The sequence below is a fragment of the Zobellia sp. OII3 genome (genome assembly GCF_002211465.1).
Taxonomy (GTDB): Bacteria; Bacteroidota; Bacteroidia; order Flavobacteriales; family Flavobacteriaceae; genus Zobellia; species Zobellia galactanivorans.
The window spans coordinates 54,850-66,245 of record NZ_MWRZ01000015.1 but is presented as its reverse complement, the minus strand read 5'-3'; the positions used below and the strand labels follow the sequence as shown (position 1 = coordinate 66,245).

Below are 11,396 nucleotides of genomic sequence, written 5' to 3'. Positions count from 1 at the left end.
ATCGACAGTTTCAGGTCACTGCTCAACAGGTTCGATACCTCCGTTGAGAGTTGGAAAGGGTTCAACTACCTATCATTCATCGTAATCGCCCTGAAAAAAATCAAACTAAAAAAGTTTAAATGAGTTCTATATATACGTGATGGTCGATGATACCTCCGGCCCGTAAAAAACCGGGCGGTCGAGGCCGCCGCCCTACCTTTTTTTCCTACCATCGACCATCGGCCAGACAGTACGACTGCACATTCGCCCATAAAATTTGCTATATTTCATCCAAGAAAACTCCGACGGAGCCGTTCGCGGTCGGTACCATCGACATCACTGGCTATAGCGAATGTGCGTCTAATGGCGACCCCTTGCTAAGGTATGCAAAGCATACCACGCAACTCGCCATAGCCGTCTGGCCGATGGCGGTCATTGTAACGAACGACACTGTAGAAACCAATGAAGTACAATAAAGTAAAACCATACAAAGGATTAGAGCCCTTTATTCATTTCTATTGGGAACTGAAAGGAAACGAGCCAGAAAGACAGTGGGAACGGGTTTTTCCAGATGGTTGCGCTGGTATAGTAATGAATTTGGGAGATACTTGCTTGACTGACAACGGCTCGTCTTTAATGGAGTTTGGGAAAACTTATGTAGTTGGTGCAATGACTTCATTTAAGGACAGTTTTATTGACACCGATACACATTTAATAGGTGTGTGCCTAAAACCTGCAACTTTTGCAAATTTCTATAAATATACCTCCCAAAATGAATTGACTAACGACACCGTTGAATTTGAAAAATCTAATTCATTTAATCTTGATAAAATAATAGAAAATCCGTTTAATTACTTTGACCATTTTTACTCCGAAAGAATAATTACCAAATCCAATCATTTACAAAAAGTTATTGATGATATTCATTTAACAAACGGACAAATGAGTATTTACGAACTTTCAAGAAGACATTTCATAACAACAAGACAATTAGAGCGAAATTTCAAAAAATTCATTGGACTGACACCAAAAGAATATTCAAACATTATTCGCTTTCAAAATGCTTTAAACATAATTAAAAATTCGAGTGAAAATCGCAGTTTATTAGATATTGCATTTGAGTGTGGTTATTATGACCATTCACATCTTAATAATGAATTCAAGCGAAATACAGGACTCTCACCATCACAGCTTTAAATGTCGCATTTATACAAAGTGTAAATGGTTGTCTAAAACTAATTTTGCCAAATCATTAAAAATTTAAAACAGATGCGAAAAATATCACTTTTTATTGCCACAAGTTTAGACGGCTACATTGCAAAACCAAATGACGACCTCAGTTTTCTGAAATTAGTTGAAAAAGAAGGGGAAGATTATGGTTATGCCGCATTTACTTCAACCATAGATACCATTATAATTGGCCGTAAAACCTATGATTATGTGGTAAAAGAGATTGGTGCTTCCCACTACGACAATGGAGAAAGGGATGTATATGTCATGACAAGAACACACCGTCCTGACAACGGTAGAATCAAATTTTATACAGGTAACATAAAAGACCTTGTAACCAAGATTAAGAGCGAAGCGGGAAAGGATATTTATTGTGATGGTGGCGCTGAAGTCGTTAATGAACTACTTAAGCATAACCTCATAGATGAACTTACTATTTCCATTGTGCCCATTCTTGTAGGTAATGGTACAAGATTATTTAAAGAAGGGAGACCAGAGCAACTATTGGAATTTATAAGTGCCAAAACATTTGATACGGGATTGATACAGTTGTATTACAAACGAAAAAAATAAACTACAAAACGGCTGGAAGGTTGGTTCAAATTACGATTTTCAAATCTTTTCTAAAATTGAAAAATATCGTTTTGATTTCATTACCTATTGACCACTTATAAAGTGAAAAAATAAAATGACCAATAGACAACAAAAGCTGATTGGATTGAGAAATAAATATTTAAACTCAAAATAAAGTACAATAAGATGATAAAGACAGAACCTATTATTGCAGTTGATAACGTGGAAAAAAGCTCGGAATTTTATCAAAAATTATTAGGCTGCATAAGCAAACACGGAGGAAGTGTATTTGAAATTCTAGCTGACAAAAGTGGTAAACAAATTCTGTCTCTGCATAAATGGGGCGAACACGAACATCCAACTTTTACCGACCCGAAAAATGCGGGAAATGGGCTTATTTCATATTTTTTGGTCGACAATATTGAACCGATTTGGAATAACGCCAAAAAACTAAACGCGAGAATTGAAAACGAGCCGAAATTAAACCCGAATTCAGGAAGAATGGAATTTTCAATTCGAGATTTAGACAATTATTATGTTTCGGTTTGCTCTGAAAAAAATTGACTGAATTATAACAGATAAAAAGTCGGAATGAAAACCTATCTAGAAAGCACTATTTACAGCAACATGTATAAAACATAGCTATTAAGTGCCAAAACATTTAATACAGGATTGGTACAGTTGTATTACAAGCGAAAAAAATAAACAACGAACAATGATGAATAGAATGGAACATATAAATCCAGATGGACTAATAAAAAATTCTGCGTTTTCTCAAATCATAACGACTGAAGGAAACGGAAAGACAATTTATATCGGTGGACAAAATGCAGTAAATGGAAACGGAGAAATTGTAGGAAAAAATGATATTTTACAGCAAACTGAGCAAGTAATGAAAAACCTTGAAATTGCTCTTAAATCTTGTGGAGTAAATTTTGAAAGTTTAGTGAAATTAGGCATTCATATTGTCCAAGGGCAGAATGCTTATGGTGCATTTCAAGTTTCACAGAAATTTTTAGGACAAAACCCAAACCCACCGATTATTACAGTTTTGTACGTTACAGGACTAATAAATCCAGAATTTTTAATAGAAATTGACGCGATAGCATTTAAACCTGAAAAATAAGAAAATGGAAAATCAAGTCGGAAAAACCAAAGACGTAGGATTTCAATTCGGAATAAGGAAAACCTTTCCTGTTTCGAGTGAAAAGGCTTGGGATTTCTTGTTTTCCAATTCTGGCCTAAATATATGGTTAGGTAAATTGAAAAATGAACTTGAAATTAAAAAGGAATATGAAACTGAAAATGGCATCACGGGAATTGTCCGTGTTTTTAAAACAAATTCACACATTCGCTTGAATTGGAAACTTGCCCATTGGGAAAATGTGTCAACCGTTCAAATTCGAGTTATTGGAAATCAGACAAGGGCAACCATATCCATCCATCAAGAGAAACTTTTAAATGATGTACAGAGAACCGAAGTGAAAGCATATTGGAACGAGATAATAAAGAAAATTGGCACTGAACTATTGAGATAGTGTCCTTTACAAATTATTTATGGCCCAATTCTGAATTTCTTTGATGACCGGCTGATAAGAATTTGAAAAAAGTAAAAGCTGTACGTTCAAAAAGATAAAACGAATAAAGCCAAAACTGAAAACAACGAACTCTCAACCAATAACTATCATAAAATGATAATGATAAGGAAGATTCTAATATTAATTTTGACATTACATTTCTCAAATATGCAAGCACAAGACAAAATAATAGTGTGGAAAAGCACCTATGTAAACACTACTGAATTTACTACCATTAAATTTAATGACAAAATCGAAGTAAATGGTCAAATTACAGGGCAAGGATTAGGGAAATTGTTAAATGTAAATTATCAACTTGACATTAATAAAAAGTGGGAAATTCAAGCAGTAAAGATCGATTTTCAATCAGACAGTTCATTTAGCATTCATCTTCATAAGAATAAGGATAAGAAATGGGTAAACGAAAATGGGGAAATCATTTCTAAACTAAACAATTGTACAGATATAGATATAACCTTGACCCCATTTACAAATACTTTACCAATAAACAGACTTAACTTGGCTATTGGTGAATCAAAAGAAATTGAAGTTGTTTATTTCGATTTACCGACTCGTAATTTTAATCCTTCTAAACAGCGATATACGAATTTAGGAAATGGAGTTTACAAGTATGAAAATCTTGCTTCCGGATTTACTGCAAACTTAAAAGTTGACAGCCAAGGGTTTGTTTTAGATTACCCAGGTATTTGGCATAGAGTGTTTTCAGAGCAAGAAGCTAGTGCAAGACAGAGAGAAGGTTTTGCTTCTTCCTTGATTTCAAATAAATCAAGTGATGAAATTGCTGAAAATAATATTTACGATTGGCTTATAGGAAGTTGGAATGTAGAGGCTGTTGATTATTTAGAAAACAATGAAATAATAAAATCACAAGGAGAATGGCATTTTGCTAATGTACTTGAAGGGCGGGCTGTACAAGATGTTTGGATATCACCAAAACGGTCATTGAGAACCGATAATAATTTAAAACAACCTCGTAATCGTTATGGCTCGACAATAAGATACTATGATAACGAAACAAAAAAATGGTGTATTAATTGGTTTAATCCCGTGAGTAATGCAACAAACAAACTTTATGGATGGAAAGAAGGAGATAAATTAATTCACGAAGGAAAAGAGAATGGTGATATAATCCGATGGACTTTTGAAGATATTACTGAAAATTCATTTCATTGGAAAGGAGAGATCAGTAAAGACAATGGAAAGACTTTTGAATTACAAGCTGAATTCTTCGGAACAAAAAAATGAATTTGCTGAATAAGAATGACAAAAACAGTCGCAACAAAAATGGGAGTCAAAGAAAACTCAAAAACATATTTTGTTAATTCAGACAAGGATGCTGTAGCTAATATTTACTTACCAGTGTAAGCTTCCCTTAAAATGAAGACTTACCTCTTTTGAAGGCTTCCCTGTTTTTCGGACAGCATAAAAATCAACTATTTTTATATCATGAAGAAGAGCAGATTTACGGAAACACAGATCGTTGCGATGCTGGGACCGCACAAATCGGGACTGAAGCCCCCCGCCGGCGCGAGCCTCACGCCCATTCAATAACACCCCTGAAAAGCAATTTTACCACTGCTTTGCCAGCTTGCCACTCGCCCATGGTTTTGCCATAGCCTTGTAGATCCTAACGGAATTGGAATTGATACTGTTACCTACCCTAAACCCAAAGCGTAAACAGTTTATTTTTTAAGATTTTGTTTTCTTATTTTTAAACAAAATAAAGAACAATGGAAAATTCCTTCTTTGAGAACATTTACAACCATCCCAACATTAAGAAAGAGGACTATAATACTATTATAGATGCACACACAAAAGTTGAGTTTCTTAAAAATGAAACCATACTCAAAGAAGGCAAAATAAGCAACGAATATTATCTTGTTAAAAAAGGGTTATTTCGCTCGTATGTTATCGACTATAAAGGAAACGAAATTACAACTGATTTTTTTGGTTCGAACGATATTCTAATCGAAGTCGCTTCTTTATTTCTTCGTATCCCAACAAAAGAAACAATCCAAGCTATAACAGATTGTGAAGTCTATAAAATTGAATTTAACGACTTTCAAAATTTGTATAGCTCTATAGACGGTTTTACGGAATGGGGCCGTAGCTGGATGTCCCATCAACTTTTCATAGCAAAACATCGTGCCGTTACAATGCATACCCAGAGTGCTTCCCAAAGATATCTGGAACTGATGAACCAGAACCCACAAATCATCAAAGAAGTCCCTTTAAAACATATTGCTACTTACTTAGGAATTACGGATACTTCTTTAAGTAGAATTAGGAAAGAAGTGTTGTTTCAAACCGAGAACTTGTCATAGGGCAAGTTTTTATCGATTTCCTTTTTCCACTTTTGTAATCATAACCATTTAAAAAATTCAAAAAGATGAAAAAATTCAATCCTGTGGTATGGTTCGAAATATATGTAAGCAATATGGAAAGGGCCTCGAAGTTTTATGAAAAAGTTCTTCAAGTTATATTGGAAGATATGAGCGCCCCAACAGATGCTTCCGTCCAAATGAAAGGTTTTCCAAGCGATATGGAAAATTATGGTGCAGCTGGGGCTTTGGTTAAAATGGAAGGGATCAAACCTTCTGCCAATGGAAGTCTCGTTTATTTTGGTTGTGAGGATTGCCAGGTCTTAGAAAACAGAGCTACTGAAAATGGAGCTGAAATTATTCAGACAAAAATGGCCATTGGAGAACACGGTTTTATTTCCATCATCAAAGATACCGAAGGAAACTCAGTAGGTTTTCATTCGATGAATTAGATGGGCGAAGATGGATAGTATCGAGCATATCAACTGTATCAAATCACCCATCGTGTTGTATCTTTTAAACTTACTGGGAAAGAACTCAAAACAAAGGTAATTCCCTAACATTTCAATTCGAGGGAGCGCACAGACTTTTACCGTTGGTGCGACTATAATCGGGCGATGTTTTTATATCGCTTAAAATCTTACTGAGAATCCCATAAAACCAAATATGAAAACAACACAAATTTGGGCAAACCTTGGCGTAGAAAACACAGAGCGAACCAAAATTTTTTATCAATCATTGGGCTTTCAACTGAATGGAAGCCCATCAGAAGATTTGGTGAGCTTCTTTTTTGGTCCTGATAATTTTGTGATCCACTTCTTCAAAAAAGAAAAGTTAGAATCGAGTATGGAAGGTAAATCCGCCGATTTGAACAAGGGCAATGAAGTGATGTTTTCCATGGCGGCAGAAAGCAAAGAAGAATACAACCATTGGGCAACTGAAATAAACAAGGCGGAAGGGAACATTTTATTCGACTCCAATAAAGATAGAAAGGCTTTTTATGATGATAACGGCTTTTATGTTTGTGTTTTTACCGATCCGGATGGCCATAAGTTTAACCTATTGTATAATGAGAATCTTTAATATTAAAAACGATAAAGATGACCAAAATAATATCCAGTACCAATTGCGGTAACTCCCCCAAGATGGAATTTATTAAACAATTAAACATCGCTTTTGCCGAGGGGAATGTAGCCTTTTTAACAGAAAACGTAACAGACGACATCGTTTGGAACATTATAGGGGACCAGAAAATTGAAGGAATAGAAGCTTTCACGGCTGAATTAGAAAAAATGCAAGCTGTAAAAGCATCTGAATTGAAATTAGACCAAATTCTGTCCCATGGAAAAGAAGGTGCAGCCAATGGATGGATGACAATGGAGAACGGAAAGCAATATGGGTTTTCAGACTTTTATGTTTTTCAAAGTGCAAAGGGAGAAAAAATAAAAAGTATAACCTCGTATTGTTTAGAGGTATAAATTATGTTCTATAGTTATCATTACAAGAGAAATATACCCTTAGAACAAAGTAATCTGAAGAAAAATGAAGACCATTGACCATAAGAAGGCTATAATAAACACCATAGTAGAAATTTTCAAAACTAATGTGAGAAATCCACTATTGGCCGATCAAATAATTTCTGGTCTGAACCAATTATACCCAAATTATCTTATTAATTTCGATTTAGAAGATTGTGATAAAGTATTAAGAATTGAGAGTAATAAATCGATTGACATATCAGGTATTATTAGTTATGGCAAAAGCAACAATTTTCAAATAGAGCTTATTAATTACTGAGCTAATAAGACTATTTTCTATCGTTTCTGTATTAAGAAAACTTTTCAATTGGGGCTTACTAAAAGTACCCGTCCAAACAATTTATTTATATACCATAGATGTCCGCAACAAGGGCAAGAATAAATAGCCCAAAATATTTGCGTAACCTAAAAGTTACACATATATTTACGTAACTAAAAAGTTACATAAAAATGCGGACAGAAATTAAGCACACATGGTTTTATAACCAATCGCCCCAAGAAATTTGGGATTATCTTACAAAAGCTGAGTTAATCGAAAAGTGGTTGATGCCCAATGATTTTGAACTAAAACTGGGACACGAGTTTAAGTTTACAACAAATCCGATTCCCAGTTTAAATCTTGACGGAAAATTTTATTGCAAGATTTTGGAAATTATCCCTTTAAAAAAACTTGTTTATAGTTGGAACGGTGGATTAAGCAAAAATAATCCAACACTAGAAACCATTGTTAAATGGACTATCATAGCTAGAGAAAACGGAACAGAATTAAAACTTGTTCATAGCGGATTTAAAAAAGATAATGCTTCTATTCTTACAGCAATGTTTGATGGTTGGGACAAAAACATTCAAAAAATGCTCAACCAAATAAACTCAAACTAATATGCCAATACCAACTTATGACGTCTTTCAAGTAATTGCAGACCCAAGCCGTAGGCAGATATTGAGAATGCTTACCAAAGGCACTTATAATATCAACTCATTGGCTGAAAATTTTGAAATGAGTAGACCAGCGGTTTCAAAACATATTAAAATTTTACACACAGCCGGTTTTATCTCAATTCAAGAAATAGGCAGGGAAAGACATTGCGTTTTAAATCAGGAAGGATTTAATGAGCTAAAAGCTTGGATTAACCATTTTGATGAATTTTGGAATAGTAAACTTAAAAATTTGGAAACTGTTTTAAAGAATAAAAAGAACTAAAATATTTTAAAAATGCAAAACGAAATCTTATTACAATTACTTGAACAAAACCGAAAAGACTGTTCCTATTTTTGTAAAAATATAAACACTGAAAACTCATCTTATCGCTTAACAGAACAAACTGCGTCCGTAGGGTTTATTTATAGACATATAGGTGAAACGACAAATTTAATAGGGCAATTTTTTGGCTACGAAACAGATGTAGAAGGAACAACCATAGGGAAAAACGATACAGGTATTGAGTTTGACCTTGAAACTAGTAGAATGTATTTTGAAAAAGGCTACAATACGCTTGATAAATTAGTTGCCAATACCTTAGAGCAAGAGTGGCTTGAAGAAATTGATACAACTTGGTTCGGGAAAATGGAAAGAATACAACTGCTGTCGGTTCTACTTAATCATAATGCGCATCATTGCGGACAAATATCTTCTGCAATTGTAAAAGGGAAAAAATACGTACTGTAAAGAACAAATTTTAATATCTAGAATGATTGTGGTAGCATAAAGAAACCAAAAGAACACCACTTCAAACCTTTAAGTTATTTCAAAAAAACTAAAAAATATTTGCGCAACCAAATAACCGCACATATATTCGCAGTTAAATAACTGCGTAATGAAATTAAGAAGAGATGTTTTTCAAGCCATAGCCGACCCAACAAGAAGAACCATCATCACCTTGGTTGCTGCGAGTGCAATGACACCAAGTGCTATTGCAGAGAACTTTGGTTATTCCAGACAAACCATTTCCAAACATATTCAAATCCTTACCGAATGTGAGTTATTGAAACAGGAACAAAAAGGGCGAGAAATATACTATCAACTTAACCCTGATGGTATGAAACAAATAGCGGATTTTATCGAACCTTTTAGGAAAATGTGGGACGACCGATTTAACACCTTGGAAGCTGTCATGAAATCGAAGATTCACTAACACAAAAAATAAAATGAACAAAAAGTGAATAAAATGCACCAATCAAACTCAAAATAAACCATGGAACAAAAGACAAAGGTTAATGCTCCTGATGGCAGGCAGGAATTGACAATTACCAGAGAATTTGACCTTCCGGTCGAGCTTGTTTACAAAGCCTACACAGAAGCCGAGTTTGTCTCACAGTGGATGGGGACCAAGGTGCTTAAGTTAGAAAATAAAAACCACGGAAGTTATGCCCTTGAAACCTCGCACGAGGGCAAAGTAATGTTCAAAGCCAATGGAACCATACATAAAGTGGTGCCCAATCAAGAGATCGTTAGAACTTTTGAAATGGAAAATATGCCCATAGGCGTACAATTGGAGTTCTTAAACTTTGAAAAAATTACAGAAGACAAAAGCAAGTTAACCATTCAGATTATATACAAATCAGAAAAACATCGTGAAGAGCAATTAAAACTACCATTTGCTTATGGCTTAAATGGGGCTCACGATAAACTTCAAGAAACATTGACACCATCAAAATAATTCAAAAATGAATAAAAATAAAATCATGTATTGGCTTGTAACCATCTTTCTTTCATTTGCTATGTTAGCGGGTGGTATACAGCAATTACTTCAAATTGGTGGTTACAATGAAATCATAACACACTTGGGCTACCCCCTATACCTGTTAAGTATTCTTGGTGCTTGGAAAATACTAGGTGTCATTGCCATCCTCATCCCAAAATATCCACTTTTAAAGGAATGGGCCTATGCCGGTTTCTTCTTTGCTATGTCAGGAGCATTCATTTCGCACTTAGCGGTTGGTCAATCATTTGTAGAAGCCATTCCTTCATTAGTATTATTGATTGTGACGGTTTTATCTTGGTATTTAAGACCAGCCAATCGAAAATTGGAAAAACAATAAATATGGCTGATTCGAAACCTAAAACTGTAGATGAGTTTATTGATTTGTCTCCAAAGGAAGCACATGAAGTAATGATTAAACTTAAAAAACTCATTGAAGTCACAGAGCCAAAAGCTGAAGGTGGTATTAGTTGGAATGTACCAATTTATAAATACAATGGAATTCTTGCCGGATTTTCCTTAGCTAAAAAGCACGTGAGTTTTGGTATAGATTCTTTAACTGATGAAGTACGCAAAACACTGGAGGGCAAAGGCTATAAAACAGGTAAGAAAACAATCCAAATAAAATTTAATCAAGATATTCCTTCAGAAGAACTGATAAGCTTGGTAAAAGAGCAAGCCAAATTAAACGAAATTTAAATGGAAAAAGTAGACCGATACATCGAAAAAATAAAAAACTGGAAAGAAGAAACCACGTTATTGCGAGAAATCTGCTTAGAATGTAATCTTGAGGAAGATTTTAAATGGATGCACCCCTGTTATACCTTTCAAGGCAAAAACATAGTTCTAATTCACGGTTTTAAGGAGTATTGTGCCTTATTATTCCACAAAGGGGTATTGCTTAATGATGCCGAAAATATTTTGGTACAACAGACCGAAAACGTACAATCTGCTCGACAAATTCGATTTGGGCACAAAGAGCGAATTATTGATCTGAAAGCCGTTATCAAAACCTATATTTTTGAAGCCATAGAAGTGGAAAAAGCAGGATTGGTAGTCAAAATGAAAAAGACTTCGGAATATGAAGTGCCCCAAGAACTCAAACAAGAATTTGAGGTCGACCCAGATTTTAAAACTGCATTTTACAACTTGACACCAGGGCGACAAAGGGGGTATTTACTTTACTTTTCAGAAGCAAAACAATCGAAAACAAGAACTTCGAGAATTGAAAAGACGAAACCGAAAATTTTTGAGGGAAATGGTTTGAATGGTTGAAAAGTCAAAACAATTGAATTCGGTATAAAAATATTGACAGACCGAGTACAAGAATTCAACTCTCTTGAACCTCAACATAAGCTTGTGAGGTAGTTAACAAGCTCTACGCAAAAAACATTACCTCAACAGACAATTTATGATGAACCTACAATAGGATTGTAAAGTTTCCGAAAACAGTTAAAA

General features: G+C 34.6%; 18 protein-coding genes and 1 pseudogene. All 19 read left to right on the top strand.

The features are described from left to right. Positions 1-123: pseudogene (locus B4Q04_RS22990) on the top strand (IS5 family transposase); the annotation flags it as partial. A 318-nt stretch (positions 124-441) separates the two neighbouring features. Beyond that, positions 442-1,176 (top strand): helix-turn-helix domain-containing protein, encoded by a 735-nt coding sequence (locus tag B4Q04_RS21270; protein WP_088698025.1) that lies wholly within the window; start codon positions 442-444, stop codon positions 1,174-1,176. 72 nt (positions 1,177-1,248) lie between these two features. Next, the gene (locus B4Q04_RS21265; protein ID WP_088698024.1) at positions 1,249-1,782 is read left to right on the top strand and encodes a dihydrofolate reductase family protein; all 534 of its coding nucleotides are present in this window, start codon (positions 1,249-1,251) and stop codon (positions 1,780-1,782) included. 186 nt (positions 1,783-1,968) lie between these two features. Continuing rightward, positions 1,969-2,346 carry a VOC family protein gene (locus B4Q04_RS21260; protein WP_088698023.1) on the top strand — a complete coding sequence of 126 codons (378 nt, stop codon included), beginning with the start codon at positions 1,969-1,971 and terminating at the stop codon, positions 2,344-2,346. 151 nt (positions 2,347-2,497) lie between these two features. Further along, the gene (locus B4Q04_RS21255; protein WP_088698022.1) at positions 2,498-2,908 is read left to right on the top strand and encodes a RidA family protein; all 411 of its coding nucleotides are present in this window, start codon (positions 2,498-2,500) and stop codon (positions 2,906-2,908) included. A gap of 4 nt (positions 2,909-2,912) precedes the next feature. Next, positions 2,913-3,320, top strand: coding sequence for an ATPase (locus B4Q04_RS21250; RefSeq protein ID WP_088698021.1), 408 nt, complete (start codon positions 2,913-2,915; stop codon positions 3,318-3,320). Between the two features lie 207 nt (positions 3,321-3,527). After that, on the top strand, positions 3,528-4,625 hold the full coding sequence (locus tag B4Q04_RS21245; protein WP_161496097.1) for a putative glycolipid-binding domain-containing protein: 1,098 nt from the start codon (positions 3,528-3,530) through the stop codon (positions 4,623-4,625). 485 nt (positions 4,626-5,110) lie between these two features. Further along, a complete protein-coding gene (locus B4Q04_RS21240; protein WP_088698019.1) occupies positions 5,111-5,704 on the top strand; it encodes a Crp/Fnr family transcriptional regulator in 594 nt (197 codons plus the stop codon). Between the two features lie 65 nt (positions 5,705-5,769). Next, positions 5,770-6,153 (top strand): VOC family protein, encoded by a 384-nt coding sequence (locus tag B4Q04_RS21235; RefSeq protein WP_088698018.1) that lies wholly within the window; start codon positions 5,770-5,772, stop codon positions 6,151-6,153. A gap of 214 nt (positions 6,154-6,367) precedes the next feature. Continuing rightward, complete coding sequence (locus B4Q04_RS21230; protein ID WP_088698017.1) at positions 6,368-6,784, top strand: VOC family protein; 417 nt, start codon at positions 6,368-6,370, stop codon at positions 6,782-6,784. 17 nt (positions 6,785-6,801) lie between these two features. After that, entirely contained in the window at positions 6,802-7,179 is a 378-nt protein-coding gene (locus B4Q04_RS21225; RefSeq protein ID WP_088698016.1) for a nuclear transport factor 2 family protein, read from the top strand. Positions 7,180-7,689: 510 nt separating this feature from the next. Further along, the gene (locus B4Q04_RS21215; protein ID WP_088698015.1) at positions 7,690-8,118 is read left to right on the top strand and encodes an SRPBCC domain-containing protein; all 429 of its coding nucleotides are present in this window, start codon (positions 7,690-7,692) and stop codon (positions 8,116-8,118) included. Between the two features lies 1 nt (position 8,119). Further along, entirely contained in the window at positions 8,120-8,440 is a 321-nt protein-coding gene (locus B4Q04_RS21210; RefSeq protein ID WP_088698014.1) for an ArsR/SmtB family transcription factor, read from the top strand. A gap of 12 nt (positions 8,441-8,452) precedes the next feature. Further along, positions 8,453-8,905, top strand: coding sequence for a DinB family protein (locus tag B4Q04_RS21205; protein WP_088698013.1), 453 nt, complete (start codon positions 8,453-8,455; stop codon positions 8,903-8,905). A gap of 148 nt (positions 8,906-9,053) precedes the next feature. Continuing rightward, a complete protein-coding gene (locus B4Q04_RS21200; RefSeq protein ID WP_088698012.1) occupies positions 9,054-9,371 on the top strand; it encodes an ArsR/SmtB family transcription factor in 318 nt (105 codons plus the stop codon). 60 nt (positions 9,372-9,431) lie between these two features. Further along, positions 9,432-9,896 carry an SRPBCC domain-containing protein gene (locus tag B4Q04_RS21195; protein WP_088698011.1) on the top strand — a complete coding sequence of 155 codons (465 nt, stop codon included), beginning with the start codon at positions 9,432-9,434 and terminating at the stop codon, positions 9,894-9,896. Positions 9,897-9,903: 7 nt separating this feature from the next. Continuing rightward, positions 9,904-10,278 (top strand): DoxX family protein, encoded by a 375-nt coding sequence (locus B4Q04_RS21190; RefSeq protein ID WP_088698010.1) that lies wholly within the window; start codon positions 9,904-9,906, stop codon positions 10,276-10,278. Positions 10,279-10,280: 2 nt separating this feature from the next. Next, complete coding sequence (locus tag B4Q04_RS21185) at positions 10,281-10,637, top strand: iron chaperone (protein ID WP_088698009.1); 357 nt, start codon at positions 10,281-10,283, stop codon at positions 10,635-10,637. Then, positions 10,638-11,213 carry a YdeI/OmpD-associated family protein gene (locus tag B4Q04_RS21180; protein ID WP_088698008.1) on the top strand — a complete coding sequence of 192 codons (576 nt, stop codon included), beginning with the start codon at positions 10,638-10,640 and terminating at the stop codon, positions 11,211-11,213. It begins immediately after the preceding gene. Positions 11,214-11,396 lie beyond the last annotated feature (183 nt).

Excerpts from the sequence above, each read along its gene's own strand:
- B4Q04_RS21270 (WP_088698025.1), top strand. The coding sequence starts at position 442 with ATGAAGTACAATAAAGTAAAACCATACAAAGGATTAGAGCCCTTTATT.
- B4Q04_RS21265 (WP_088698024.1), top strand. The coding sequence starts at position 1,249 with ATGCGAAAAATATCACTTTTTATTGCCACAAGTTTAGACGGCTACATT.
- B4Q04_RS21260 (WP_088698023.1), top strand. The coding sequence starts at position 1,969 with ATGATAAAGACAGAACCTATTATTGCAGTTGATAACGTGGAAAAAAGC.
- B4Q04_RS21255 (WP_088698022.1), top strand. The coding sequence starts at position 2,498 with ATGATGAATAGAATGGAACATATAAATCCAGATGGACTAATAAAAAAT.
- B4Q04_RS21250 (WP_088698021.1), top strand. The coding sequence starts at position 2,913 with ATGGAAAATCAAGTCGGAAAAACCAAAGACGTAGGATTTCAATTCGGA.
- B4Q04_RS21245 (WP_161496097.1), top strand. The coding sequence starts at position 3,528 with ATGCAAGCACAAGACAAAATAATAGTGTGGAAAAGCACCTATGTAAAC.
- B4Q04_RS21240 (WP_088698019.1), top strand. The coding sequence starts at position 5,111 with ATGGAAAATTCCTTCTTTGAGAACATTTACAACCATCCCAACATTAAG.
- B4Q04_RS21235 (WP_088698018.1), top strand. The coding sequence starts at position 5,770 with ATGAAAAAATTCAATCCTGTGGTATGGTTCGAAATATATGTAAGCAAT.
- B4Q04_RS21230 (WP_088698017.1), top strand. The coding sequence starts at position 6,368 with ATGAAAACAACACAAATTTGGGCAAACCTTGGCGTAGAAAACACAGAG.
- B4Q04_RS21225 (WP_088698016.1), top strand. The coding sequence starts at position 6,802 with ATGACCAAAATAATATCCAGTACCAATTGCGGTAACTCCCCCAAGATG.
- B4Q04_RS21215 (WP_088698015.1), top strand. The coding sequence starts at position 7,690 with ATGCGGACAGAAATTAAGCACACATGGTTTTATAACCAATCGCCCCAA.
- B4Q04_RS21210 (WP_088698014.1), top strand. The coding sequence starts at position 8,120 with ATGCCAATACCAACTTATGACGTCTTTCAAGTAATTGCAGACCCAAGC.
- B4Q04_RS21205 (WP_088698013.1), top strand. The coding sequence starts at position 8,453 with ATGCAAAACGAAATCTTATTACAATTACTTGAACAAAACCGAAAAGAC.
- B4Q04_RS21200 (WP_088698012.1), top strand. The coding sequence starts at position 9,054 with ATGAAATTAAGAAGAGATGTTTTTCAAGCCATAGCCGACCCAACAAGA.
- B4Q04_RS21195 (WP_088698011.1), top strand. The coding sequence starts at position 9,432 with ATGGAACAAAAGACAAAGGTTAATGCTCCTGATGGCAGGCAGGAATTG.
- B4Q04_RS21190 (WP_088698010.1), top strand. The coding sequence starts at position 9,904 with ATGAATAAAAATAAAATCATGTATTGGCTTGTAACCATCTTTCTTTCA.
- B4Q04_RS21185 (WP_088698009.1), top strand. The coding sequence starts at position 10,281 with ATGGCTGATTCGAAACCTAAAACTGTAGATGAGTTTATTGATTTGTCT.
- B4Q04_RS21180 (WP_088698008.1), top strand. The coding sequence starts at position 10,638 with ATGGAAAAAGTAGACCGATACATCGAAAAAATAAAAAACTGGAAAGAA.